Origin of the sequence: Stieleria magnilauensis, assembly GCA_007753675.1 — a bacterium.
Classification (GTDB): domain Bacteria; phylum Planctomycetota; class Planctomycetia; order Pirellulales; family Pirellulaceae; genus Stieleria; species Stieleria magnilauensis.
Genome location: CP036432.1, coordinates 7,065,434 through 7,092,418, shown reverse-complemented (window position 1 = coordinate 7,092,418; position 26,985 = coordinate 7,065,434). Strand labels below are relative to the sequence as shown.

Genomic DNA, 26,985 nt, shown 5'->3' with positions numbered 1-26,985 from the left:
TGTGTCGAACACGATAGGGCACAAGGCGCGTTAGCGTGGCTTGCTCATCATCAAGCGGTAATTCCCTGAGCCGAGGAGGTCATCGATCCGCGATCGCATTTCGGGGGTCACTTGGACTTTGAACTTGTCGGCTTTCAGGTGGACCAATTCGCCTTCGACAAGCTTCATGCTGAACAGCAATTCTTGGTTGCCGGGATAGCCGCGGACGATCTCCCGTAGACGCGAGATCGTCTGCCCGTCGTGTTTGGCTTCGTCCAACCGGATGCGCATGCCGTGCGTGTAGCGATTGTCGAGGTCATCGAGCGGAATGAGTTCGTCGATGATCAAGTTGGCTTCATCGCCCCCACCCCGCCGGTCGACTTTGCCTTTGGCCAACACCACCGCGTCGGGGATTACCTTTTCGCCATGATCGGCAAAGCCACGTGGCCAGAGGATGCAGCGGATCGCACCCTGCATGTCTTCCAAATCAAAGTTGGCGTACTTGGACGGTGCTCCCGGTTTGGGGTTTTTGGTGTGGGCGATTTTGATCGAACTGATCATGCCGCCCAAAATCACCTCGCCCCGATCCTGGATTTCGGACAGCGAGTCGGTCGTGTGCGTGCGGAACGTCGCCAGTTTCGGCTCGTACTCGGCCAACGGGTGGGAATCCAGGTAATAGCCCAGGACCTCTTTTTCATTGCCCAGTTTTTCGCGGTCGGGCCATTCATCCATCTCGGGCAGCACGACCGCGGGTGCACCTCCGGCAGCTTCCTCTTCTTCTTCGAACGCACCGAACAGGCTGGCTTGGCCGCTCTTCTTGTCGGCTTGCACGGCGGCTCCGGCCTGCATCGCTTTTTCGATCACGGCGACCAACTGGCTGCGTTTGGCGCCGAAACAATCCATCGCGCCGGCTTTGACCAGCGTTTCGATGGCGGACTTGTTACAGGCGTGCGGATCGACGCGTTCACAGAAATCGAAGATGTCTTTGAAAGGACCATTCTTCTTTCGTTCCTGTTCGATCGAGATCGCAGTCGATCCGCCACAGGCTTTGATCGCCGACAGGGCGAAGTGAATCTTGCCGTCGGCGACGCTGAAGTCGGCTTCGGACGTGTTCACACTCGGCGGCACCACTTCGATGCCCATCCGATCGCAGTCCTCCATGTGCTCGACCAGTGCGTCTTTCCGTTTGAAGTTTCGACCATCGATGTCGCTGGACAACAGCGACGCCATGAACTCCACCGGATAATGCGCCTTCAGGTAGGCGGTTTGGAAAGCAACCAGGGCATAGGCGGTACTATGCGAATTATGGACGACCAATCCGTTGGCCACGAAGTTGTGATCGTTCTCGACAGTCAAGTCGTAGACATCCACCACATCGGCAGGCTCAATGGAAACGATGTCGTCCCAGAAAAGATCGCTTTGAGCGTGATCGGCGAGGGATTCCGAGTCAAAGAAGTCAGCCAGACGCTGGACCGTCGAGCGTTGAAAGCCTCGCTTGGAGGATTGCCCCGTGCGACAGAACTCACGAATCGAAACACCGCTTTGCGACTCCAGTTCGCGCCACGGAATCTCTCGACGAACGCGTTCCTCCGCAACGAGCGAGCGCACCGCGACCGGCACCAAGTCTCCGGTCGTTTTCGCTTCGCCGGCATCGATGCGATCAAGCGCTGACATCACAGCTGCTTGTTTGTCAACGATCTGCGGGCCGACGGTGTGAAGAAACTTCAGCCGCGATTCGTGGCCGATCAGATGAACCGTGTAACCGTTCCTTGGCTTTCCGTCGGCCCGTCCCGCGTAGGCGAATGACTTTTCGGTGACCCGAGAAACAATTCCCAAACGTTGCAAAAGCGTCTGGACGTCGTGGGCAAGCTGTAAGGATGAAGTCGCATAATAGGATTGTTGCGACGGTTGTTCGACATATCCATCACCGGCCCAAAGCCTTCCCAAAAGCAATGCCGTCTGACGCTGATCGAATTGGAACACCGCTCTGGGGAGGTGTTTCTCGGTGGCTTTCTTTCCTGTCAGCCCGAGCGACTGAACCCAGGCATACGCACCGCACCGCAGCCCGGTGATGCGTTTTGCGGCGACGGCGGTTCCAACCCCATCGTGGTCCAAACTGCCCAGTCGTGTATCACGCCCGGTCGACAGACAGACTTCGATACGACCGTCGCTGCGGTAGTCGCTTCGCGCCGATGTCTCGTCGAATTGCTCCGAATGGTAGACAAAATCGTCGACTTGCGACTGCGAATTCGAATAGAAGTACAAACAGGTCGGGTGGCAAAGATTTCCTTCTGCGATCAGCCATCCCAAAGTGATCACTTCGTGATCGGACCACTGGACCGTCTGCATCGGTTCGATCGTTCGAGCGACCGCGATCTTGTCTCCGACGTTCAGATCGTCGATGTTCGTCCAGCCATCGAAGGTCTTCATCGGGTGGTTGCCCGTCGCTGTGATTTGACGTCCGGTGCGCGTGGTGACGGTGAACGTTTGACGAACGCCATTCCAAACGACATCGGTGACCTTTCGCGGCACCAGTTTCTGGCGGTCGTTCAGGGCATGGATCGTGAACTCCCGTTTGCTCTGGAAAAGTTCTTCGACGGTTGTCGATTCTCCCGTGACCGCGTCGATCACTTCCGTTTCGCCGACGACGCATTTATTGAATCCGTAACCGGCAAACTTGACGATCAGGTTCCAGATGTCTTCGGCGTCTTTTTGGGCGAGCCCGCTTTCGACGGCGCCCTTTAAGAACACCTCCTGGTTTTGGTTGATCAGCGCTTCTTTCTTTTTACTGATCGCTTTAATACACGTGTACGCCTTGGCCAGCGGGACGCCGCCGAGGCGGTTGAGGATCCGCATCACCTGTTCCTGGTAAACCATGATGCTGTTGGTTTCTTCCAGGATCTCTTTCAAGACCGGGTGCTTGTATTCCGGACTCTGCCGACCGTGTTTGATGTTCACATAGTCGTCGACCATGCCGCCTTCGAGCGGTCCGGGACGATACAACGCGGCGGTGGCGATGATGTCGTGGAAACAGTCGGGCTTCATCCGCGTCAGCAGGTCACGAATCCCGCCGGATTCCAATTGGAACACGCCCTTCGTTTCACCCCGTTGCAGCAGCGCGTAGGTGGCTTTGTCGTCGAGCGGAAACTTCAGCGGATCGACGTCTTTGCCCGTCGTCTGTTTGATGAATTTCACCGACCGGCTGAGCATCGTCAGGTTGCGCAGCCCCAAAAAGTCCATCTTCAGCAAACCGCTGGCTTCGACGTCGTTCATCGACCACTGGGTGATGACGTCTTGTTTGCCGGGCACACGCGTCAGCGGAACGTATTCCGAGAGTGGCTTGTCGGCGATCACGACGGCCGCGGCGTGGGTGCCGACGTTGCGCGCCAGACCTTCGATCTTCATCGCCAGATCCAACAGCTCGCGGATCTCCGGATCACCGTCATAGGTTTGTTTCAAGTCCGCGCTCTTTTCCAACGCTTTCTTGATCGTGATCTTCAGCTCATCGGGCACCATCTCGGTGATCTGGTTGACGCGTGACAGGGGAATCCCCAACGCCCGCCCGGTATCTTTGATCGCCGCCCGTGCGGCCAGCGTTCCGAACGTTCCGATCTGGCAAACGTTCTCGCTGCCGTAGCGTTCTTTCACATACTCGATGACTTCGACGCGACGTTCTTTTTCGAAGTCGATATCGATATCCGGCGGCTCGGTCCGGCTTTCGTCCAAAAACCGTTCGAACAGCAGGTCGTAACGCAGCGGACAAACGTGCGACATGTACAGGGCGTAACACACGATGGCGCCCACTCCGCTGCCCCGCGCGGTCGCCGAGATCCCCTTGTTGCGAGCGTGGATGACGAAATCCCAGACGATCAGGAAGTACGTCGGATAGTTCAGTTTTTCGATGACGCCGAGTTCCCGATCCAGCCGTGCCATCACTTCGTCAGACAGCTTGCCGTCGACGATCCGTTCGTCGTCGCCTTCGTAGCGTTCCAGCAACCCCTTGATGCAAAGCTCGCGCAGATAGTCGATCGGCTTCATCTCGTTGGGGCATTCGAACTTGGGGAAGTAGTACTTGCCCAATTCGATATCGATGTCGACGCTGTCGGCGATTTCCTGGCTTCGCGCGACGCAGTCTTCCATGCCGGGAAAATGCTCGTACATCTGTTCGGGGCTGCGCAGGAAGAACTGATCGTTCTCCATCTTCATCCGCGACGTGTCCGTTCGGAAACGACCGGTGTTGATGCACAGCATGATGTCTTGGGCTTCGGCGTCTTCCTGATTGACGTAGTGACAATCACTGGTCGTGACGACGGGCAATCCCATCTTGTTGGCGATGTCGACGGCGCCTTCGAGTTGCATGCGTTGGATGTCCAAGCCGTTGTTCATCACTTCGATGAAGTAGCGGTCGCCGAACACCTTGTGGAACCAGCCGGCGATCTCCATCGCCTCCTTCTCGTGTTCGCCGGTGTCACTGGCTTTCATCACCGTGCGGCTGAATTCACTGCTCACGCATCCCGACAAGCAGATGATGCCTTCGTTGAACGTCTGCAGGATTTCTTTATCGATTCGCGGTTTGAAATAAAATCCTTCCAAGGACGCCGCACTGGCCAGCTTGATCAGGTTCTTGAAACCGGTACGGTTTTTGGCCAGCAGCGTCAGGTGATAGCTGGCGTCTTTGCTGCGTCCGGCGCCGCCCTTGTCGAAACGGCTGCCCGGGGCGATGTAGGCTTCGTAACCGATGATCGGGTTGATGCCGGCGCCTTTGGCCGCGCGATAGAATTCCAGCGCCCCGTGCAGGTTGCCGTGATCGGTCAACGCCAACGCGTTCATCCCATGATCGACGGCGCGGTTGACCAGACGTTTGATGTCACCGGCACCGTCCAGCAAACTGTAGTGGCTGTGACAATGCAGGTGGACGAAGGGCTTGGCGGGCGTGACGATGGAGTCGTTGCTGGCGTTGTCCGACATGCGAAAAGGGCTCTTCCGTGGGTGGCTGGCTGGGGCACGATTGACCGGTATTCTAGCAGTCTGATTCAGCTCCGATAATCGGACGGACCGGAAGTAAGAGGGGGCAAAACGATCGGGGCAAAACGATCAATCTGCTGTTTTCTGGTCCTGGATTTAGAGAAATCCATAGGCGTACCCAACACGAAAGTTTTCGTTCCCCAATCATCGTTTTGCCCCCATCGTTTTGCCCCCCATCATTCTGCCCCGAATCATTCTGCCTCCCACCCGCTCACTTTTTTTCGTACCGGACCCGATACACCGGGATCTGATTCTGACGGCTGCGGCGTTCGAAATGCGTCCGGTAGTCCAGGTCGTGCGACGAGGGCGCTTTTTCTTCGGGGATTGGCACGCCGAATTCCGGGGCGATTTCCGCAATCATCTCGATGGTGGCTTCGAAGTAGTCCAGCACGTCGGTCCAAAAATGGAACCGGCCGCCGGGGCGCAGTGCAGCCAAAAAACTTTGGACGCTGCCCTCGTTGACGACCCGCCGCTTGCGATGCCGTTTTTTCCACCAGGGGTCGGGGAAATAAACGTGCACCGCTTCGAGTGATCCGGCGGGCACGCGATCTGCGAGCAGCGGCTCGGCGTTGCCGGAAATCATCTTGGCATTGGATCGACCCGCTTTGACCAATCGCGCCGCGGAGTGTTTGGCGTATTTGTGGATGATTTCGATGCCCAAAAAATTGTGCTCGGGATTTCGCCCCGACTCGTTGGTCAGAAACAGCCCTTTTCCGCTACCGACTTCGATTTCCAGCGGGCGGTCGTTATCGAAAACCGTTTCACTGCGGATCGTCTCGGGCACCGGCGGGAATGGGATTTCCGATCCGGTGTCGCTTCCCGAAGCCAATTCGCCCGGAATGGGCTGGCGAAAAACGAACAAATGGTCGGTCAAATCGAGCGTCGGTTTCGGGGCGCGAATGGGGCTGCGGGGCATCGGAAAAATCGGAACCGGTCGGCGGGGGATGATGTCAATTGGTCGTCAAGAGGTAATCGTAACGACAGCGAAAACGTCTACAATGCCGCCACGGATCCTGGTGCCCACCGCTCTCCACCTGAACAGTACGAAAAACGACCCATGCCCAATGACGCTGATTTCGCCGGCCTCCACGTCGCTTCCTTGGAAAGCCGCCGCGGCGACGACATGCGACGACTGATCGAGCGGCACGGCGGCGTCCCCCACGTGAGCCCCTCGATGCGAGAGGTGCCGATCGAGCCGAACCGGGCGGCCATCGATTTTGCCTATCGCGTGATGACCGGCGAAATCAGCACCGTGATTTTCATGACCGGCGTCGGATTTCGCTTTCTGATGCGTTCGATCGAAAAACACGTCAACACGCAGCGTTTCCTCGATTCGCTCTCCGACATCACCACCATCTGCCGCGGCCCCAAACCCGTCGCGGCGCTGCGCGAGGCGGGGGTAAAAGCGACACACCGGATCGGCGAACCGAACACGTGGCGTGAGATCTTGCGTTACATCGACGACCACAAACTGGCCGTCGCCAATCAAGAAATCGGGCTGCAGGAATACGGCATCTCCAACGCCTCGCTGGTCGCCGGATTGGAAGCCCGTGGCGCATCGGTGCAACCGGTTCGCGTGTATGGCTGGGACTTTCCCGAGCAAACCGATCCGCTGCGAGAAAACATCCAGGCCCTCGCCGACGGGCAGCGTGACCTGTTGCTGCTGACCAGTGCCCACCAGATCGTCAACATGATGCGGATGGCCGAAACGATGGGCATCACCGATCAATTGCGATCGGGATTGCGGACTACCGCGATCGCGTCGATCGGTCCGACGACGTCGCAAATGTTGGCCGAATGTGACCTGCACGCCGACCTGGAACCGTCGCATCCCAAGATGGGCCACCTGGTCGTCGAATCGGCAAGACGTTCCGCGCAGCTGGTTGCCGCTAAAAAACGATTGAAGGAAACCGACGAAAAGATTCAACAATCAATTTCGTTCGTCACCGAGTCGCCCGCGACGGCGGAAAAGCACCCGTCGCACGACAGTCTGTTCCTGAAAGCCTGTCGCGGTGAACCGACCGAGCGCACGCCGATCTGGTTGATGCGGCAAGCCGGACGTTACATGAGCGAGTATCGCGAAGTCCGCGCCAAGCAGAGTTTCCTGGAATTGTGCGCCAACCCGGCGCTTTGCAGCGAAGTGATGTGCACCGCGGTCGACCGATTGGGCGTCGATGCGGCGATCATCTTTTCGGACCTGTTGCCGCTGCTGCAGCCACTCGGATTTGATCTGGAATTCGTCGCCGGCGACGGGCCGGTGATCCACAACCCGATTCGCAGCAGTGACGACCTGACGCGACTAAAACGCTTGGACGATCCCCAGTCGCTGGGGTTCGTGTATGAAACGGTGCGACAAACCCGTGCCGATCTGCCCGAGGGAATCCCGTTGATCGGGTTTGCCGGATCGCCGTTCACGTTGGCCAGCTATGCGATCGAAGGCGGCGGCAGCAAGGTTTACACGAACACGAAGAAGTTGATGTACGAATCGGTTTCGCAGTCCGGCGGCGGCGCCTGGGCGGAATTGATGAGCACACTGTCCGAAGCGATCACGGTTTACCTGAACCATCAAATCGCCGCCGGAGCCCAGTGCGTGCAGTTGTTCGACAGCTGGGCCGGCTGCCTGTCGCCGATCGAATACAGCGAGTTCGTGTTGCCGTGGATGAATCAGATCATCGCGGGGATCGCGCCCGGCGTGCCGGTGATCAATTTCGCCACCGGAAATCCCGAGTTGTTGCCTTTGCTTCGGGGCGACAGCCGGACGGTGGTCGGTGTCGATTGGCGGATCCCGCTGCCCGTGGCCTGGGATCGCATCGGCCGCGACAAGAGTGTGCAAGGAAACCTCGATCCGGCGGTGCTGTTGGCCGATCCCGATGTAATTCGAACGCGGGCAGCAGACCTGCTCGACAGCGTCGCCGGACGCAAGGGCCACATCTTCAACCTCGGTCACGGCGTGTTCAAAGAAACCCCCGTCGAAAACGCCATCGCGCTGGTCGAAACCGTCAAAGAGCTCAGCGCGCGGTAGCGTGGTTGGCGAGGAATTTTGAAACCGCTAATGAACACTGATGAACGCTAATGCGAGAGTGAAAACGCTCAGGACACTCATTGGATTTTTATGGGAAAAGAACCGTAATTCGCGAATTGGGGAGCTGTGATGACAGGAGAAAGTCAACCGTTTGCCAATGAAGGATACGCGATAATGGGTGCTGCCTTTGAGGTCGATAATATCCTTGGTGGCGGTTTGTTCTCTCGAACGCGGTTCCCCACAGAGTCGGAGAACGGCTATTCTGATTGTACGAGGTGGGGCCGATTCGCGGTGGGCGTATCTGAGGAGAGTTCGTGATGAATCTGTCGACTCGCGTTGCATTGACGGTCGCGTTGTTCGCTTGCTGCAGTTTTGCCGGCGGACCTGAGACGCGACTGGTGTCGGATCAACCTGCAGCGGGTCGATTCGTGAAAACGGCAACGGGTTTCATGGTCGCTTACGATCAACCGATCCCCGGCTCCAACGTCGTCATCGAGATGCTGCCGGTGCCCGGTGGCACGATGACGCTTCAGCCACTGCCACCGTATCAACAGTTCGACGATTTCGGCGATCCGGTGGCGAAGGATCAGCCGGCGGGAACCGCGCAACAGGTTTCTTTCGAACCGTTCTGGATCGGCAAGTGCGAAATCACGATGGAGCAGTACCTGCCCTATCGACAGTTGTACTACCGACAGAAGCAGGACGCATCCGAAGGCATCAATCAAGCGAATTCCCCGACCGATGTCGACGCCGTGACCGGACCGACGGACGTTTATGACCCGCAATACAATTTCGAGTATGCCGGTGCACCAGATTCCCCGGTGACGACGGTCAGTCAATTTGCCGCGCGACAGTACACCAAGTACCTGACGTTGCTGACCGGTCAAACCTATCGGCTGCCGCTGCGGAGCGAGTGGCAGTATGCCGCGTTGGCGGGCAGTCGGACGCGTTATTGTTATGGGGACGACACCAAGCGACTCGGCGAGTTTGCCGTCTATCTGGAGAACTCATCGATCGATTCGTTGACCCTGCGCGTCGGGACGAAAAAGCCCAACGCTTGGGGCCTGCACGACGTCCACGGCAATGTGTCTGAGTTGGTGATCGAAGACACGGCGATCACGGGGCTGCGTTTTGGGCACGTCGCCTGCGGCGGAAACGCTGACAGCGACGCGGAAGACTGCACGGCCGAATCGGTGGGTCGCACCACGGTCGCGTGGTGGGACGAAGACCCAGATTTTCCACGCAGCTCGTGGTGGATGACGTCCGAGGAGAGCCGCATGACAGGATTTCGCATCGTCGCGCCGCTTGCGCCGATGGCGGATGCCCAGAAGCACGCGTACTGGGACGCCGACAGCGAGCAGCTTGCCGAAGACGTGCAAATGCGTTTGGAAGACGGCCGCGGCAGCCTGGGGCGGGTTTCACCACCGAAAACGACGACGCGGCGGATCGATCACTAAAATGATTCGAAAATGGCGGTCGAATGTCGGGTAACCGTTGCCTCTTAGATAGCAGCGACTAGTCCCAAGCCATCACGGATGCGTTTTGACGCCGGTTTACCGACCTGAATTGACGCGATGTCGTGCGACAAACAACCGAATCTCGAGCAGTATCGGCGGTACCTGAGAGTCCTCGCCGACATGCAGCTGAACCCGCGTTTCCGCTCCAAGGAAGACGTTTCCGACGTCGTCCAGACGACGCTGTTGCGGGCGTACCAGGATCTGGATGGGTTTCGGGGGTCCAGCGAAGTCGAATTGAGAGCGTGGTTGAAGACCATTTTGACGCACACGTTGATCAATCTGGTGAATAAATATCAAGCGCAAAAGCGTGACATTCGCCTTGAACGCTCGATCGATCAACAACTGCAAGAATCGGCGCTGCGGATCATCAACGAACCGTCTGCCGAGCAGACGTCACCGAGCCAACACCTGATTCGGCAGGAACGTGCCGAACAACTCGCCGACGCGATGGGCTCCTTGTTGGAAGCAGAATGCAACGCGGTGATGCTCAAGCATGTTCACGGATGGAAGGTCTCCGACATTGCAGTGCACCTGGATCGGTCCCCCGAAGCCGTTGCCGGACTCCTTCGACGCGGATTGAAAAAACTTCGAAACAAGTTGAACGCGGTGGAACACCATGGCGGAAACGAGTGACAAACAAGATCGCGATGAGGCCTTTGATCGCGTCGTTCATGAATACTACCGGTTGATCGAGAACGGAGAATCGGTACCGCGGCACGTCTTCATCAACCGGCACAAGAGGTTCGAACAAGAGCTTCATTCATTCTTCGCGGACTTGGATCTGCTCGACCAAGCCGTCGAGAACTGCGAGTTGACGTCCGACGAGGCGATCAATGCCACGCAAGTCTCGCAGCTCAAGCAATCGGCCGTGCCTCCAAACGCATCGATTCGGTATATCGGCGAGTATCTCATTCTCGGTGAAGTGGCTCGCGGGGGCATGGGGATCGTCTTCAAAGCACGGCAAGAATCACTCCGTCGTACGGTCGCATTGAAGATGATTCTCAGCGGTCGACTTGCCAATGATGCGCAAGTGGAGCGATTTCGCCGTGAAGCACGTTCGGCCGCCGCGTTGAAGCATCCACATATCGTTGGCGTGCATGAGATCGGCAAACATGACGGCCACCACTACTTCACGATGGATTTCATCGAGGGCGAAAGTCTTGCTGAGACACTACGTGAAGACTCATTGTCGCCACGTCGTGCAGCGGAATTGGTCGCGACGTTGGCTGACGCGATTCATTTCGCTCACCAGCGGGGCGTGTTGCATCGCGATCTCAAACCCGCCAACGTGCTGCTGGATGTCAACGGAGAGCCTCACATCACCGACTTCGGACTGTCCAAGCCGCTGTTCGATGCCGACGCTGAGTTGGGAGAGATCACACACACCGGGCAGATCCTCGGGACGCCCCGCTTCATGGCTCCCGAGCAGGCCGCGGCCGAACATGGTCGGGTCGGTGTCCCAAGCGACGTCTATTCGCTCGGCGCGATTCTTTACACAAGTCTGGTCGGTCGAGCGCCCTTCGTTGCCGAGTCGACGGTCGAAACGATTCGCCAAGTCATCGAGAACGAACCCGTCCGACCACGTCTGTTGAATCCGGGAGTGCCGCGAGATCTCGAGACTATCTGTTTGAAGTGTCTTGAGAAAGCACCTGAGTCCAGGTATCGCAGCGCAGCAGACCTACGCAACGATCTGCGACGGTTCCTGAATGGACACGCCATCGAAGCCAAACCTGTCGGTTGGTCGTCACGCGCCTGGAAGTGGTGCAAACGACGCCCCGAAGTTGCGTCGTTGCTCTCGCTGCTTGTCGTCGCTCTGCTGACCGGTTTCGTCTCGGTCGGGTTCTGGTGGCGGATGGCGGAATACCGTCGCGCCGAGGCGGAGCGGGCGACCGCTGAAGCCAAGCAAAACTTGTATGGGTCGTTGATCGGTGAAGCCGAAGCGACGCGTCGCGCTCGACAAAGCGGTTACCGACAACGTGTCTTGGCATTGCTTCAACAAGCATCTCGATTGAGCGGCGTGCAGAAGGACGAAGCCCGGATTCTACAAGAAGCGATTTTGTGCTTCGGAGATTTTGTCGGGAATCAGCCGACGACCGTCGAAGGTCCGGCGTTGGTTGATTCACCCGGTGCGGCAACGTTTTTGGATGAGGAGCGGATTGCCGTCGCAGTCGCCAATGGAGGCGTGGTGGTGCGCCACGTCGGCGACGGCAGCGAACAGTCTCGCGTGTACCGGATCGGGTTGGATATTCGTGCAATGGCCATGGCCAACGGCGGCACAACGATTCTGATGGTCGACAAGGATTCCCTGGAGCGGTGGGACCGACAGCAAGACGGCCGCTGGATCCAACAATGGGAGTGCCCCGCGGCTTATAGCAGTCACTATATGGACATCGGCGTCGGGCAGGATCTGATCGCGTTGATCGATCGATTTCAGATCCGGTTGATCGGCATTTCTGATGGCAAGCCCGTCCGCAGCTTTCAGGTACCTCAGGACTATGAATTTCTGTTCCGGCAACACGGCTTTCTGACCACCGCGATCAGTCCGGATCAACGCTACGTTGCCGCTGCCGATACACCCGAGTCCGTTTTCATTTGGAATGCCGCGACAGGCGAGCTGGTCAAACGAATTCGTTCACCGGGAGCTGGGGTGCCCAACGTGCAATTCTCCAGCGACGGACAGTTCCTGGTCGTCGGATCGGATCAGGGGTTTGCGACCTATCGCTGTGATGATTTTTCGCAGTGGTCCGTCATTCAAACGGATCCGATTTTCAGCTTGGCGGTCAGCGCCGATGCCACTCGGCTGATTACCGTAAACGAAGTGGGGGCGGTCCATCTCTGGAATCTATTGACACAGCGATTGGTCGCGACGTTGTCCCATCCCGGTTCCCCGCCACTCGGTTCGGCGGGGTTCAGCCCGGGTGGGACTCGCGTTTTTTCCTCAGGAGCGGAACGGTTACGGATCTGGAATTTGGCCGATACCCCCGAACGCATCGTCCTGCACGGACATCAACGACCGGTCAGCTGCGTCGCGTTTCACCCTTCAAAGGCGATGTTGGCGAGCGGCAGTCAAGACGGAACCGTTCGGTTCTGGGACACCCAAGCCGGCAGAGAGCTTTCGAAGTTGCCGGTCGGCGAGGCAGTGAAGGCGGTCAAGTTCTCTCCGGATGGTTCACTGATTGCAGCCGTCACCTCACGATCGCTCCTGGTTTGGCAACTTTCCGGCAAGGGAGACTTGAACACGGTTTTACAACTCATCCGAAACGGTCTGGCATTCAACGACATCGCCTTCAGCCCCGACGGAAAATGGTTCGCTTCGTGTGGTCCCGAAGGCGTTCCTGTCTGGGAGATTCAACGCGTGGGCGATGGCGCGATCGAATTGCGTGAGGTGCGGCGTGAATCGATCTTCGGCCAATCGATAGCCTTTGACGCATCGTCCAGATATATCGCCGTCAATGCCAGGTTACTATTCGGATGGATCGACCTGTCCGATCCAGATTCGAAATCTCGCACGATTGGGAAGCGGATGTTTTCCAGCAATCTGGTCGCGTCACCGAATGATCAAAATCTGATCGCCGTTTCTGCCGACGGAACCTTGCTGGAGTGGAACTTGGAAAAGGGGCAAGCGAATCGCCAGATCGCGGAACTCGGTCGACTGAGTTCACCCGTGATCGCGATCGCCCCATCCGGCGACATTCTGGCGGTCCAGGCGAGCCACCGAAACGTGCGTTTGTTGGACTTGCGGACCCGTTCGACGATGTTCGATTTGGCAGATGAACACGCATCGATCAATGCGATCCGGTGGGAGCCTGGAGGTCGACGATTGGCGATCGGACTGACAGATGGAGGCGTTGCGATTTGGGATTTGACGCGCATCTCGCAACAATTGGTCTATGCCGGACTGTCGTCGGGGCTCGAGCGTTTTGCAAATCCTGGCGACACGGCCAAGGCTCCTCCATCGTCCGAAATGGCGCAGCAGGTCTGGCAGCCGACGAAAGTGGTTTCGATCGACGACGTCCAAGCTAAAAAGTACTTGGCGACGTGGGGAATCGAATCGCAACCAGAGCCCTCGAGCCTGGACGAGCCATTGATCGATGTTCCGCTGGATGAATCAATTCGTGAAGAAATCAAGCAATGGCATGGAGGTGCGAGCCTAAACGGGGCATTCGTGCTCGGTATCCCAGTTGCCGAATTCGACCGGTTGGATCAACAACTCGCCACCGCTGGATACCGTCTGTCGTCGATTTCACCGGTGTGGAGCGGCGGGCAGGTCGTCGTCTCGGCCGGTTGGCAAAGCGGAGAATTTGATGCGATTTGGGAACTGGATTTTAGTGAGGAATCACTCAACCAAAAGCAGCAAGAAAAGATTGCGTCGGGATACCGTTTGGCCGATGTCGGCGGTTACGTCGAAGATCGCCCCGGTTCAGAGGAACGTTACTTTGCACTTTGGCGAAATGATCTGCCCGGAACCGCAAAACAGTGGTTGGTCCTTGGCGAATCGGAGGAACAGGCGCGCAAGACGTTTTATGACAAGATGAATGACTACGAACCGATCTTGCGGCAATGCTACTACGATGCCAACAACCAGATACGGTATTGCGAGCTATGGGAACGGTTTGATGAACCGGCGCTCGAACCATGGTTTGCCTACGCCAATTCATATGACGTGATCTTCGGCGAGATCAGACGGGCCGGCATGAACCGCTATCCGTGCCGATCGTTCAAAGTGTCACGGTCGCATGATGAAAACGCAACCATCTACTCCGGTGTCTGGCGGAGCGACGAAAAGGGGGTCGCAACGCGGCTGATCTTCGGAGAATCTCCTCGCACCGTCCAAGTTGTCGGAACCGAAATGCTGCGCAGCGGATTTCGGCCGCGCTGTGTCTCGATGGCCCCTTCGGTCGATCGAGATCCCGTCGCCGCCGTCGTTTGGGAAAAAGCGACGGGGCTGAAAAATTAATCCGCTCGATTGGTGTGGGCTTGCTGTCTAATGAATTGTACCCCGTTGAATGAGGAGATTTCTGCAACCCTAGGAAGCGCGCCATCCAACCCATTCCGGCTCATGAACCATGAAACGTCTCTCTTTTCGAGAATCGGTGGCCCAAAACGTCTTGGTCAGCGGATTACTTGTCGCGTCGGTGGCCACGCTGCTGGCCCTTTCGACGCTGCCGCTGATTGCTGTTGAGCGGGCCGAGCCGACCGTCAAGCCGTCACAGAATGCGGTTGTACAAACTGCGACCGAGTCCGACTCGGACACCCCCGCCGGTTCAATCGATAAACCACTCGGCGACAAACCACTCGGCGACAAGCCACTCGGCGACAAAACTGACGATGACGTGCCCCACCAGCAGCCGAAATTGGTGGACATTCTCGATGCCGAAGACGAAACCAAGGATTCGAGATCGCATCGATCGCCAGGGGCATCGTCCGCGGGTGGCCCGGCAGAGTTGATTGGTGAACTGACCGACGCACAACTGGCGGCGCTGGCTCGTGGCGAGCAACCCTCGGCGGCGCTGGCCGAGCAGCTTCAGATGACCGGTGCCGACCTACATGAGTTGCTGTTAAGTGAATTCGCCGATCGATTGGGCAGGGATCACCGCAAGACGCCCGAACCCCTCGTCAAACCAGAGTCGAATGTCGATACAACCCCGCGATCTGGGAAATCGCCGACCCCGATTCCCGGCATCGGCGCAGGGGGCGATCCGGAAGAACCCTTCGATCAGGGGCCGGTCGCCGTTCGATTGCAGGACGTCATTGTACAGGCACAACAGGGGACACCGGCCGGAGCCGTCGTGATGGAACTGGTGTACGCCCAAGGACACGGGCCGATTCTTTTTCCGGACCAGCCGCTGTTCCTCGTCGAAACGCAAGGTCGCGCCAAGTATGCCGCGTTCGACATCACCTACCAGCAGTCGTCTAAACGCTCGCCTTTTGAAGTGGATCGCATCGAGGCGGCATTCCTGGTGAACGGACAAACGCCTCTGGAAGTGAAGTTGATGACTCGCGATGCGGTATTGCTCGGGCAACTGGATATCAAACTCGTTGGCCAACCGGCGGCGCTCGCCGCGCTGAAACATCGCTGGTGGAAATCCTTTTCAACGATACCCAAAGAGCTCGGTGACGATCAGAAACTGCTCCGCAGGTCATTGGCCGCGATGCTTGCCAGACGCTACGGGATGCCGAGTCCTTGGCCGGTGCCGCAGAAAGGCGATGGGCAAGAAGACAGCGTGTTGGAAGCACAATTTGAACGTGCCGTCGGAATGCTCTTTGGAATGGAATCTGTCAAACTGGCGATTCAAGAGGACGTCAAACTCAATGAATCCATGCGGTCCGAACCCGCCGACGAGCCCGTGCCGCCCAAGCCCCGGATGGCCAGTGTGGTCATTCCCCCGTTTCGCGACATTGCGATCGAACCGATCGCGATGCACGTGCCCGAAGAATGCTTCTATCTGCGGACGGGCAGCTTGGCCAATTACAAGAATCTGCGGCAGTTTCTGACCGGATGGGGAGGCAACCTCAGCGACGTCGTCGATTCGGGCTCTCTGGTTCGACAGACCCGAGACAAGGTGGAGTTTCAACTCGCGCTGTCTCCCGAGCAAATCGCATCAGGTCCCTTTGATCAGCTGATTTCCGACATGGCCTTGGTCGGTTGCGATCCACTGTTCAGTGAAGGAGCGGCAGTCGGTGTTGTCTTTGAAGCGTCGGATAGTTTTCCACTCGCCGATGCCATCAAGCGGCAGCGCCGAACGATGCTCAGTAGGTTTCCCGATGTTTCCGAACGTCTGCTGAGGGTCTCCAATCATCGAGTTTCCCTGCTTTCCACCGACGATAACCGGGTGCGTTCCTTCTACGCGATCGACGGGAATTATCATTTGGTGACGAACTCGCAAACCCTTTTAAATCGCTTTCTCCAAGCCGGACGCGGTCATCGGTCATTAGGAACACTGCGAGAGTTTCGCTATGCGAGACGCAAAGCGGATTCCGCAGGAAAGCAATTTGCGTTTCTCTACCTCTCCGATCCGTTTTTTCAGAACCTGGTCAGTCCGCACTACCGAATTGAGCTGACCCGCCGGTCGCGCGCGGCGCGGGAGCTTCAGCAGATTCAATTGGCAAAATGGTTGGCAGCCTCGGAAGGCATCGAGGAATCCTCGATCGGCGGGTTCATCAGCGCGAAACTACTGCCCAGAGGCTTCGCTGATCGCGCCGATGGCAGTCGGCCGATCGTCGTCAACGATCGTTTCCAAGACTCGCTTCGCGGCATCCCAGGTGCGTTTCTTCCCATTCCCGACGTCCCCATCGACAGAGCGACACGCAGTGAAGTGATCGCCTACCGAGGCTTTCTGCGCGACTACAACCAGCAATGGCGGCGCGTCGATCCGGTGACGGTAGTCTTTACCCAAAAAGAAACGGACGCAACGGGGTTGCGCCGCATCGGCATTGAAATCGTCATCACTCCGTATGCACGACAGAAATATGCCTTGCTGGAACGCCATCTGGCCGATCCCGGGCGTCGTCGTTTTGCGGCCAGTGGCCGCGACCTGTTGAGTGTCGACACGGCGGTGAGGATGCGACGTGGCAGCCCACCTCATCTGCTCTACATCGGGCTGCGCGACGAGGATCTTTCGTTTGAAATCAATCATGGCCAAGTCAAGCTACTCGACCAGGAACAAGGCACGACATTTGCCAAGCTGCGATCGTTTGGTGTGATCTCGCCGCCGAGCACCGAGATTCTGCGGATGCTCAGCTCGGTGTTGCTCCACGGCAAGCCGTTGCCGGAGAGCCCCACCCCACGCACACCGCCGCCGCGGGCACCCTTGCCATGGTCGACCGCGGCACTGCCATTCGGCTCGCCACCCTCTGGGCAGTTGCTCTATTACTTTGCCTGGGGCATTGCCAATCTGCCGCCCGGAGGTGCTTCGGCGGCGAAATATTTGAGGATGATTGAGAGCCGAAATGGTTTGACGACGGTCGCGATGCAATCGAAACTGCGTAACGAGGTGTTCAACGAGATTTCACAGGAGAACATTGTCGATCCGCCAAAAGTCCGCATGCGGATGCGTTCGCTTTCCGGGGCGGAGATCGAACCGTACATTCAAGCGTACACGTATCTGGCGTCGCGACGCGTCTCGTATCAGAACGCGCGGTTTCTGGCGGAACTCACTCACTGGCTGAATCTGCCACCGCAGGAATCTCAATCGGTCATTGAAAACCTGTTGAACGCCAAGATCGCCTGCCCGCTGGGCGGGGCCTACCAAATGAAACAAGTTGCCGGGCTTCCCGATTGTGTCGGCACCTCGTGGGACGAGTCAAGCCTGTATGAATTGAATCAAACGCCTGAGACTTGGAAGTTCCCGTTTTTGGATTGGCTCCGCGAGATGGACCTGCGATTCGATCTCGACCAAAACACGCTGCACGCCAAAGTCGACTTGACGATTTTTGACGATCAGCGCGCTGCGGACCAATTGAAGATCGCTTCGCAATGACGGGCGACGGTGTTCCGCTCCGCGATCACTCGTCGTCGAACTGAAACTTGGCGTAGGGACCAGTCGCGGAATAGCTCTCTGTCGAACTCAACTGCGGGACGTCCCAGATTTCCGATCGATTGTATTGAGCACGCATGGCCAGAAAGTTGGACCGTGCGATCGCGTAATGCCATCGAGTTTCGCCGGCTTGGTTCTGTGCTTCGATCAGCAACAACGCCTCCGGGTCGGTGGCTTTGGCAAAGGCGAACAGTCCGCCGTCGATCACGCCTGACGCTGGACTGTCGTAGCGCAACAGGGGCTGTGACAACAAACGCAGTCGCGTCTTGCTGTCGTCCTTTTCGGTCATCTCCAACTCGAATCGCTTTGCCAGTCCGCGCATTTGAACCAAGCGTTGTGCCGCTGTGCGTCCCGGCGGCGGTGCATCGGGAACCTGCGTCCAGGTGACGCCGGGCGAGGAGGTTTGCCAGTTTTTCTGTCCGGCTCGCGTGGCGACGATGTTTCCCGTCGTTAGCGACTGGAACTCGTGGCTGCTGTGCGTGTGCGGGCGGTACCACTTGTAAAACGAAGCGATCACCAAAGGGCGTCCCTGGTCGGTCCAGACGTAGACGCCCCCATAGATTTCGCCGACCAGCGGATTGGTCCACGTCAGCACGGCGTCTCGGCGAAGGCTCAACGGGCGGCCGTCGGCTGAGATCGCATACTCGCTGGCGATCCGATCGGCCAGCGATGCGAACGCCGCCGCATTGTCAGCCTCTTGGGCCACACCGCAGGTCGAGACGAAAAACGAAACGCAAAAAGCCACCGCCGTTGTCCGTGTACGCATCGAACTCCCCGCTTCATGGTGTGATGATTTGCCAATCACGCCAGAATAAGACAAGTTGTCTGCAAACGCAACGATTTCAAGAACAAAAAAGTGGGGTAAGCATCCTGCTTGCCACCCCCGCCGGCTAGGGACGTCAATTGTATTACTGAGCGACTTTTGGGGAGGCACCGCTCTGCGGTGCACACCGCAGAGCGGTGCCACAACAAAGCCCGGAGTCGCGAAGCGCACTCCGGGTGGGAGCGCAGAGGACAGGGGAACCCCAGCGGGGTTCAACAAACGGCGCGGCACAATCCGGGGTGCGCAAACGGCGGCGTGAATCAGACGAACCGTGTTGCTCTGTGCAACCCCGTTGGGGTTGGAGGCCTGTTGGCGACAGGAACTTGGGGTGCGCGGGCGCGACCCCAAGCTTTGGTGTGGCACGCCGCTGGCGTGCGGGCCGCAGAGCGGTTGCCGCTCGCGAGTCGTTTCCACAACGCGGTACGGCGAGTAATTCGTCAGTAATACAATCGCCGGCCCCGCCGGCGGCCACACCTATTCGCTCAGCTGCAACCCATCGGCCGGCAAGGCACTTTCATCGATCATCGGCGAAACGTCTGCCTCTGCGGGGACGGGGACGGGGACGGGGACTTCAGCGGGCACCAAAGCGTGCTCGGTGACGATCGTCCCGTCTTGCATCGAGAACCCGACTCCGGTCGCCTGGACTTCCGACGGATCGAACGATCGACGTGTCACCGGCGGCGTCATCGTGACCTCGCTGGGATCTTGACGCGGCGTCAAGAACAAGCCTTTTTCGTAGGCATCACGCGTGGCACCGGCTTCCCAAGCGTCTTCGGCCAGCTGGATCTGGTTGTATGCCAGTAGGGATCCCTTTTCCCAATGCAGATCGCGGACGGCCACGTTGTAGTTGGCAAGCGCCTGATAGAACGCCACTTCGCTTTGAACCACCGATCGCTGGGCTTGCAGCAAGAAGTTGATGTTATCGGTGCCATCCAAGTAGCGACGCACCAGGACCTCGACTTGTCGCAGGTCCGCTTGATAGCGGTTGTAGTTGGTTTCAACCAATTGATAGGTCACGTCGATGTTCCGTGCGGCTTCGGCCAGGTCATGGCTGACCCGCAGTTCCACCTCGGCTAAGACCGCACGCTCTCGTTGCAGCTGCAACTTTGCGTTGGCGATCGCGACACCGGCTTGACGCAGGCCGACCGGAAGCGTGAATTCCACGCCGGCCTGCCATTCTTGGAATTCGCCGTTGAGGATGGAGGAACTGAGACCATCGAAGCGTCCGTCATCGATGTCACCGATAAGGTGATCACCCAGGCCTCGATAGCGGTACAGTCCGACGAAATCGAGTTGGGGGCGTTTGTTCAGCCGCGATGCGTAGAGTTCAAACTCACGCCGCTTGACGAGGAAGCGTTGTCGGCGGATTTCGACGCGGCGATCGAGTGCTTGCGAGAGGGCGGAGTTCCAATCGAAGACGACTTTGGAATCCAGCGGGTCGGTCGTCGGCTTGATGATTTTTCCATCCGACGCGGGCATACCCAGCAGGTAGCGTAGTTTTTGTTCGGTCGCGTACAGGCCGGTGGAACCACCGAGTTGCGACTGGACGTTTGCTTCGAATTGGTAGTACTGCGACTGCGCTTGTGCTTCTTCGTCCTGGCGTCCTGCACCGACATCCAGCCGCACCTTTTGGTATTGATAGGTCCGAAGCGCCGATTCGCGGCCTTTGATATTGGCTTCAAGTAGTCGATAGGCGGTCGTCAAATCCCAATACGCTTGTTCGACGTCGGCGACCAGTTTGGTCACGGAATCTTCGAAATCCGCCAGCGCGACGTCTTCATTGGTCCGCGCGATCAGGACGCCGTTGTACACACCCGGCGTTTGGCTGGATCCGACGATGCGGTTGTATTGCAGACCCGACCCGCGCAGGATCGGCTGACGCCACTCCGCTTCGACCCAACCGACGAAGTCGCTGGAGAAATTTCGGTTCGGGTTATTGTTGCGGGTGTAGTTGACGACGTGACGGATGGTGAATTGAGACCCAAACGCAGTTTTCTTGCTCAGCGAGCTTGCATAGGCTGCCGAGGTGCCCTCGTCGACTTGGCGTTGGAAGTTTTGCGTGAATGCGTTGACCAACACATTTCGCGGCGTGTCCGCGCCCGACCAATTCAGCGTGTTGCTGTATTGAGCGTCGTATTCCGCCAATGCCGCTTCGACACCCTGAGTAGAGGAGGCCATTTGGGCCGGGTCAAAGACCGTCGTCGCGCTCTGGGTCGAGAACGTTGCGCCGATGGGAAGCGATCGGATCACGGGGCTGTCCCGCATCGCCATTGCCACCGCTTCGTCCAACGAGAGTTCGATTGTGGGAAGTTTCGAGGGGTCTTCCAATGAATGGGGCGCACTGGCCGCTTCGGCCGCGATCGTCACCGCCGTTGCACATTCGGCCACTTCGGGGTATTCGATCGAAAGCCCCACGCCGCGATGGTACGACGTGGTGGTATCGTGGGGCCCGGGGCCGATTCGATCCCAGACGTGACAGCCGACGCTGGCCGGAAGGGTCGTCGCAATCGTCAACGCGGTCACGAGGTTTCGCAACAGTCGACGCTTGGTGTTCGTGGAACGCACGTTGGATCTGGTCATCAATGTTTGCCGCGTAGGGTGGCGATCAGCCGGCGATGCCGGCATTATCCGGACGAACCCGCCATCGGGTCGAATTGGTTTTTGTCCTATCGACCATCCGCACGGCAGAACTGGAATAACCGGACCATGATTTCCTGTCGCATCTTCGTCACAGTCCGCAAAGTCCCGCAGCGGGTGTCAAAGCTGCGCGGTTGTGCCGGTCAGAGCAGCATCGATTTCGTCCGCCACAAGCTGCGGGGCGGACGAACCACCAAACCGATCTCGAATCCGGCGCGTCGATTCCGCCATACCGACATCGTTTAGGACAAATCCCAACTTGCCGGCAAGGTCACGATCGCGATGCAAGCAAACGCCGCACCCGAGGGCTTCCACCCGATCGGCGTTGTCGAACTGGTCGAACGCCAGCGGGCGAATGATCTGCGACACCCCGGCTCGCAACGCTTGCGACGTCGTGCCGATCCCGCCGTGGTGCACGATGGCGCTGCAGTGCGGCAACAACTCGCCCAGCGGTACGTAGCCTTGCGGGCGAACGTGACTTGGCAAGGTTTTTGGAAAGCAATTCTCATTACCACCCAACAGCAAACCAGGGCGGTCGAGTTTCACGCACACTTCTGTCGCGGCGCGAAAAAATTCACGCGTGTGCCAGTTGGCCGAACCACCGGTGAACACGATCGGTCGGTCCGTCGGCAGATCCAGAGGCTGGTCGGCCCCATCCAACCGTGGACCATCGAACAGTGGGAAACCGACGTGCCGCAACTGCGGGATCGCGTTGACCGTCGACGGCGCGAACCAATCCGGATAACACGCCAACACCCGGTCGGGTGAAAGCCACCACCGGTGCATGATCCGTCTGACGGGGGACAGTCCGTGTTCTTTTCGAATTCGGTTGATCGGCCCGGCAAGCAGTGGGTCCAGGATGATCTTGTCGCCCAACCAATACGCCAGTCGAAACGTCCGGCGATGGCGTGTCGGTTCGAATCGCCAAGACGTCAGCCGCGCAGGCTGCTCGGGCGTTCGCAACATGACGGGTGCCAAATGCACGTCGACCAGTGGCGTCGTCGGATCGAGATCACGAAAGATCCGCGCGGCAAAATCCAGCGGGTGCGAAACCAAGACCGTTCGTCCGGGCCGGTGCAGCGACTCGATCAGATCGAAGAGCGGCCGCAAGAGCTCCGCCGCGACGCCGCCGATCACTTTCCGCATGCCGCCGAGCAGCGTCCACATCGACGGATCGGCCAGCATGGTGTCGAACGTTTGGCGATCCATCAACGGATACGGATCCAAGCCGGCGGCTTCGGCGAGTTTCGCGTAAGGTTCGGCCAACGAGATCGCGACGTCGTAGCCACGGCGTTTGAGTTCCATCCCGATCGCGAGCATCGGATTGATATCGCCGCGCGAGCCAGGCGCGGAGAGAATGGCCAGCCGGCGGTCAGGGGAACTGTTCAATTTGATTCAGCGATCGATTTCATATTCAGAGATTTTACGATACGCGGTGGCTCGGCTGATCCCCAGCAGTTTGGCCGCTTCGGGCACACTGCCGCTGGTTCGTTCAAGCGCTTTGACGATCAAACGTTTTTCCCACTCATCGATACGGAACGTGTCCAAGCGACTGATCCCGGCATCTCGCAGCCCCAGGTCATCGGGTTGGATTTCGGCGTCGTCGGCCATCACGATCGCGCTATCGATGACGTTTCGCAGTTGGCGGATATTCCCGGGCCACATGTACTGGCGCATCCGGTCCCGCGCGGCTTTGGAAAGCGTCAGCTTGGCGCGACCGTGTTGCAGTCGAAAGTGTTCCAAGAAATGGTCGATCAACAGATCCAAATCGTCACCGCGTTCTCGCAGCGGCGGCAGCAACAATTCAAAGACGCTCAACCGGTAAAACAGATCTTCGCGGAAACGTTTCTCGCGAACAAATTCAGCCAGATCGCGGTTGGTCGCTGCGATCACACGGACGTCGACATGGACTTCCTGCGTGCCACCGACCGGCAAGAACGGATGGCCTTCGAGAATCCGCAACAGCTTGGCTTGTCCTTCCAGCGTCAGTTCACCGATCTCATCGAGAAACAGCGTGCCGGTGTGTGCTTGTTGGAACCAACCCTCGTGGTCGCTGTCGGCGCCGGTGAACGAGCCTTTCTTGTGGCCGAACAATTGGCTTTCGATCAATTCGGACGGGATCGCCGCACAGTTGACTGTCAGCATCGGCCGCTTGGCCCGTTTACTGTTGCGATGGACGGCGCGGGCGACCAGTTCTTTTCCGCAGCCGCTTTCCCCGCGCACCAAGACGCATCCGTTGGCCGCCGCGACGCGAGTGATTTTTTCCTTCAGCCGCAGCATCACGGGGCTTTCGCCGATCAATTCGTCTCCGTCGGCATTGCGTTTGGCAATTTGCTTGGCCTCGACACGCAATTGATCGTGTTGCAACGCGCGATCTAAACCGACGGCCAACAAACGTGCCGCGGCGATCGCCAATTCAAAATCGATTTCGTTGAACGACGGTCGGTTGCGGTACAGATGCAGGATGCCGATGTTCGCTTCGTTGGTGTCCAGCGGAACATAGATCGCATCGGACCAGACCGATTTCGCAGGCAGTTTTTCCTGCAATTCGGTGTCCTGCGAACGCTTGTCGTTGACCCAGATGGCTTCGCCGCTGCCGACGACGCGACGCAAGATCGCGCGGCTGACTTTGACTTTGTCCACTTCATCCGCGGGTTCGACCTTGTGCGGTCGTTGCCGTCCGTCGCCGCCGTCAAAGGACAGCCCCACGGCGTCGGCACTGGTTCGGTCACGCAGCAATTTGAGCACCGAATCGATGACTTCGTCGGGGTTTTCCAGCCGCAGCATCGAAAGGCTGAGCAGATACAGATCGAACAAGTACCCGGCGTGGGCGACGTCGCGCATCGGATCGTCGGTCGTCTTGGTGTCGATCAACGAGACGTCTTGGACGATGGTTTGGAACGCGTCGTCCAACTCGGCGCTGTCGGAGGAGGGATCAATGAAACGCAGTTCCGTGCCGCCGATGGTCAGCACACATTGATCCGCGATTTGAGCCGTATCGATCTTTTGTCCGTTGACCAACGTCCCGTTCCGGCTGCCCGTGTCGCGAACCTGCCAGCGGTCATCTTCGTAAAAGACGACAGCGTGAAACCGGCTACAGACCGGATCGGACAACATCACTTCACAGCTCGATCCGCGACCGACGTGCATCGGCCGTTCGGGGTCCAACGGGTAATGGCGGCCCTTCTCGGGCCCGGATTCGACCGCTAGATACGCGACCATGATTCATTCACGTCGTGGGGGGGAGTAACGGCCGACTCAAAGCGTTCTTCGCCTTGTCAACGACCACGATCCCCTGCCGTGCTCAGAGATTTCGTGACAAACTCGCGGATCTGGCGATCAAACCGCGATTCGAAGCCCCTGTTGCGACGGAGAATTTTCCCGCAGCCGACCGCCCCCCATCATAGTCGCAATCTCATTTTAAGACTAGAGAGATCTCCACTAGCCGGCGGCTGCTTCGGCCGGCGCTTCCAGCACGCCTCGGCAGCGGCCCCAGACCATCAGGCCTTCGACGGCCATCCAGATCTGCAGCCCCAGAATCGAAAACCCGAACGTGGTCAGCACGACGTTGCCCGACGGCAGCCAGTTGTAAAACAGGTCGTAGGTGATCGCCCAGGCGGGCATCAACAACATCACGAACATCGGGATCATCACCGACGCGAGTGGTTTGCTGCGTCGGGCCAAAAAGATCAATGCGACCATCAACGCCAATCCGGCCAGCAGCTGATTGGTCGCCCCGAACAACGGCCACAGCACCAAGCCTCCCTTGCCGGGGCTGTCGCCGGCGAACACGGCGATGGCTAATCCGACCCCGACGGCGATCCCGGTGGCCACGTACTTGTTGGCCAGTGGTTTCGCGCCCGCCGAGAGCGCCAATTCGCTGATCACGTAGCGTTGCAAACGGGTGGCGGTGTCCAGCGTGGTGGCGGCGAAACAGGCGACCAGGACCGCCATGATCGCGATCGCCATGCGGAGGGGCAGCCCGAGTGCGGACAAGAAATTCGCTCCGCCGTCGACGAAAGCCCGCAGTTTCTTCGCCAGGTTCTGCTTTTTCCAACCCGCGTCCGGCTCTCCATCCGCTCCGGTTCGATAATACTCTCGCCACGCCTGGTTCCCCGAAACGTCGGCCCGCTCGATCGCGACGACCGACCGGGCTGCAGCCCCTTCGCCCACCGTGGTCACGCTCCGCGTCAGCGGGCCCATGCCCACGCCGGCCGAACAGGCCAAGATCACCAGAACCGCCAGCATGCCTTCGAGCAACATGCTGCCATAGCCCACCGCTTGCGCGTCGCTCGCCTTTTCGAGTTGCTTGCTGGTCGTTCCGCTACTGACCAGGCAATGAAACCCGCTGCAGGCGCCACAGGCGATCGTGATGAACAAGAACGGAAACATGCTCGGCGCATCGGCCGGGACTTCACTGGCGATCATCGGAGCCGAATCGGTCAATTGGGCTTGTCCGGTCACTGACGCGATGCCCAGACCGGCCAACAACAGCGCCAACGCCACGAACAGCTGCAAGCTGTTGATGTAGTCCCGCGGCTGTAGCAACAACCAAACGGGAAGCACCGACGCGATGAACGCGTAAATCAGCAGCGCGATGGTCCAGACGACGGTCGGGGTCCAGAGTAGGCTGTCGGTGGGCAAGTAGGGCGTCAAATCGACGGGCAGGTGATAGGCACCCAAGTAAACGGCGACGTACAACGCGGCCAGACCGACCAGACTGGGAATCACCAACCCGCCTCCGCTGCGATAACGCAGCCCGATCACGACCGCGATCGGCATCGCAATCCAAACGCTGAGCACCGATTCGGGGTAGATCGCAAAGATACTGGCGATGACCAGCCCGAACACGGCCAGGACGATCGAAAGGGCGAGCGCCAGGACGATCAAAAACAGCACCTTGGCGCGGGGAGAAATCAATCGGCCGGCGGCTTGCCCGATGGTTTGGCCCTTGTTGCGGATCGAGATCACCAGGGCGGCCAGATCATGCACGCCGCCGATCAAAATGGCCCCGAACACCACCCACAGCAGCGCCGGCAGCCAGCCCCAGAACACGGCCAGGGCCGGACCCACGATCGGTCCCGTCCCGGCGATGCTGGTGAAATGGTGGCCGAACACGATCGATTTGCGGGTCGGGACGAAGTCGACGTCGTCGCGGCATTCCTCGCTCGGCATTGTGAGATCGTCGGTCAGCCCGAACAGACGCTTGGCCAGCCAGCGGCCGTACGTGTTGTAGGCGACGACAAAACCGACCATCGACAAGACGGCGACAAAAAGAGTGCTCATAGGTGATTCGGCCGAGCGGCCAACAATGGCGGGATTTCAAGGGGGAAGGCAATGGAAAGAGACGGGCAGTTTAACCGATCGGCGGCGGTTTGTCCGTTCCACGTCCCGCCGCACTCACTCCGCCGGATGTAATGCCTGCCCTGCCATGGAACAGCCGGT

12 protein-coding genes are annotated in these 26,985 nt (G+C 58.6%); 5 read left to right on the top strand and 7 right to left on the bottom strand.

Annotation, left to right across the window (positions count from 1 at the left end):
- Nucleotides 1-30: 30 nt before the first annotated feature.
- Together dnaE and trmB are read right to left on the bottom strand one after the other, a co-directional pair.
- Nucleotides 31-4,947, bottom strand: a complete 4,917-nt coding sequence (gene dnaE / locus TBK1r_RS25365) for a DNA polymerase III subunit alpha (protein ID WP_145217247.1) — start codon at nucleotides 4,945-4,947, stop codon at nucleotides 31-33.
- A gap of 268 nt (nucleotides 4,948-5,215) precedes the next feature.
- On the bottom strand, nucleotides 5,216-5,920 hold the full coding sequence (gene trmB, locus TBK1r_RS25360) for a tRNA (guanosine(46)-N7)-methyltransferase TrmB (RefSeq protein ID WP_145217245.1): 705 nt from the start codon (nucleotides 5,918-5,920) through the stop codon (nucleotides 5,216-5,218).
- Nucleotides 5,921-6,061: 141 nt separating this feature from the next.
- Here trmB and hemE point away from each other — a divergent pair, with 141 nt between their 5' ends.
- From hemE to TBK1r_RS25335, 5 genes are all read left to right on the top strand, one after another.
- On the top strand, nucleotides 6,062-8,026 hold the full coding sequence (gene hemE, locus TBK1r_RS25355; RefSeq protein WP_145217243.1) for a uroporphyrinogen decarboxylase: 1,965 nt from the start codon (nucleotides 6,062-6,064) through the stop codon (nucleotides 8,024-8,026).
- 317 nt (nucleotides 8,027-8,343) lie between these two features.
- Complete coding sequence (locus tag TBK1r_RS25350) at nucleotides 8,344-9,483, top strand: formylglycine-generating enzyme family protein (RefSeq protein WP_145217240.1); 1,140 nt, start codon at nucleotides 8,344-8,346, stop codon at nucleotides 9,481-9,483.
- Between the two features lie 117 nt (nucleotides 9,484-9,600).
- On the top strand, nucleotides 9,601-10,176 hold the full coding sequence (locus tag TBK1r_RS25345) for a sigma-70 family RNA polymerase sigma factor (RefSeq protein WP_145217237.1): 576 nt from the start codon (nucleotides 9,601-9,603) through the stop codon (nucleotides 10,174-10,176).
- Entirely contained in the window at nucleotides 10,160-14,500 is a 4,341-nt protein-coding gene (locus TBK1r_RS25340; protein ID WP_145217234.1) for a protein kinase domain-containing protein, read from the top strand. The genes TBK1r_RS25345 and TBK1r_RS25340 overlap by 17 nt, the downstream gene beginning before the upstream one ends.
- Nucleotides 14,501-14,609: 109 nt before the next feature.
- Nucleotides 14,610-18,023 carry a hypothetical protein gene (locus TBK1r_RS25335; protein WP_145217231.1) on the top strand — a complete coding sequence of 1,138 codons (3,414 nt, stop codon included), beginning with the start codon at nucleotides 14,610-14,612 and terminating at the stop codon, nucleotides 18,021-18,023.
- Between the two features lie 25 nt (nucleotides 18,024-18,048).
- On the opposite strand, the gene TBK1r_RS25330 is transcribed toward TBK1r_RS25335, so the two are convergent.
- From TBK1r_RS25330 to TBK1r_RS25310, 5 genes are all read right to left on the bottom strand, one after another.
- A complete protein-coding gene (locus TBK1r_RS25330; protein WP_145217228.1) occupies nucleotides 18,049-18,846 on the bottom strand; it encodes a hypothetical protein in 798 nt (265 codons plus the stop codon).
- A 531-nt stretch (nucleotides 18,847-19,377) separates the two neighbouring features.
- Entirely contained in the window at nucleotides 19,378-21,483 is a 2,106-nt protein-coding gene (locus TBK1r_RS25325) for a TolC family protein (RefSeq protein ID WP_145217225.1), read from the bottom strand.
- Between the two features lie 177 nt (nucleotides 21,484-21,660).
- Complete coding sequence (locus TBK1r_RS25320; RefSeq protein WP_145217222.1) at nucleotides 21,661-22,929, bottom strand: glycosyltransferase; 1,269 nt, start codon at nucleotides 22,927-22,929, stop codon at nucleotides 21,661-21,663.
- Between the two features lie 6 nt (nucleotides 22,930-22,935).
- The gene (locus TBK1r_RS25315; RefSeq protein ID WP_145217219.1) at nucleotides 22,936-24,762 is read right to left on the bottom strand and encodes a sigma 54-interacting transcriptional regulator; all 1,827 of its coding nucleotides are present in this window, start codon (nucleotides 24,760-24,762) and stop codon (nucleotides 22,936-22,938) included.
- Nucleotides 24,763-24,981: 219 nt separating this feature from the next.
- The gene (locus TBK1r_RS25310; RefSeq protein ID WP_145217216.1) at nucleotides 24,982-26,826 is read right to left on the bottom strand and encodes a carbon starvation CstA family protein; all 1,845 of its coding nucleotides are present in this window, start codon (nucleotides 26,824-26,826) and stop codon (nucleotides 24,982-24,984) included.
- Between the last annotated feature and the right edge of the window lie 159 nt (nucleotides 26,827-26,985).

What these genes read in the sequence shown, in the direction of transcription:
- dnaE (WP_145217247.1), bottom strand. Translation starts at nt 4,947, where the DNA reads ATGTCGGACAACGCCAGCAACGACTCCATCGTCACGCCCGCCAAGCCC.
- trmB (WP_145217245.1), bottom strand. Translation starts at nt 5,920, where the DNA reads ATGCCCCGCAGCCCCATTCGCGCCCCGAAACCGACGCTCGATTTGACC.
- hemE (WP_145217243.1), top strand. Translation starts at nt 6,062, where the DNA reads ATGCCCAATGACGCTGATTTCGCCGGCCTCCACGTCGCTTCCTTGGAA.
- TBK1r_RS25350 (WP_145217240.1), top strand. Translation starts at nt 8,344, where the DNA reads ATGAATCTGTCGACTCGCGTTGCATTGACGGTCGCGTTGTTCGCTTGC.
- TBK1r_RS25345 (WP_145217237.1), top strand. Translation starts at nt 9,601, where the DNA reads ATGTCGTGCGACAAACAACCGAATCTCGAGCAGTATCGGCGGTACCTG.
- TBK1r_RS25340 (WP_145217234.1), top strand. Translation starts at nt 10,160, where the DNA reads ATGGCGGAAACGAGTGACAAACAAGATCGCGATGAGGCCTTTGATCGC.
- TBK1r_RS25335 (WP_145217231.1), top strand. Translation starts at nt 14,610, where the DNA reads ATGAAACGTCTCTCTTTTCGAGAATCGGTGGCCCAAAACGTCTTGGTC.
- TBK1r_RS25330 (WP_145217228.1), bottom strand. Translation starts at nt 18,846, where the DNA reads ATGCGTACACGGACAACGGCGGTGGCTTTTTGCGTTTCGTTTTTCGTC.
- TBK1r_RS25325 (WP_145217225.1), bottom strand. Translation starts at nt 21,483, where the DNA reads ATGACCAGATCCAACGTGCGTTCCACGAACACCAAGCGTCGACTGTTG.
- TBK1r_RS25315 (WP_145217219.1), bottom strand. Translation starts at nt 24,762, where the DNA reads ATGGTCGCGTATCTAGCGGTCGAATCCGGGCCCGAGAAGGGCCGCCAT.
- TBK1r_RS25310 (WP_145217216.1), bottom strand. Translation starts at nt 26,826, where the DNA reads ATGAGCACTCTTTTTGTCGCCGTCTTGTCGATGGTCGGTTTTGTCGTC.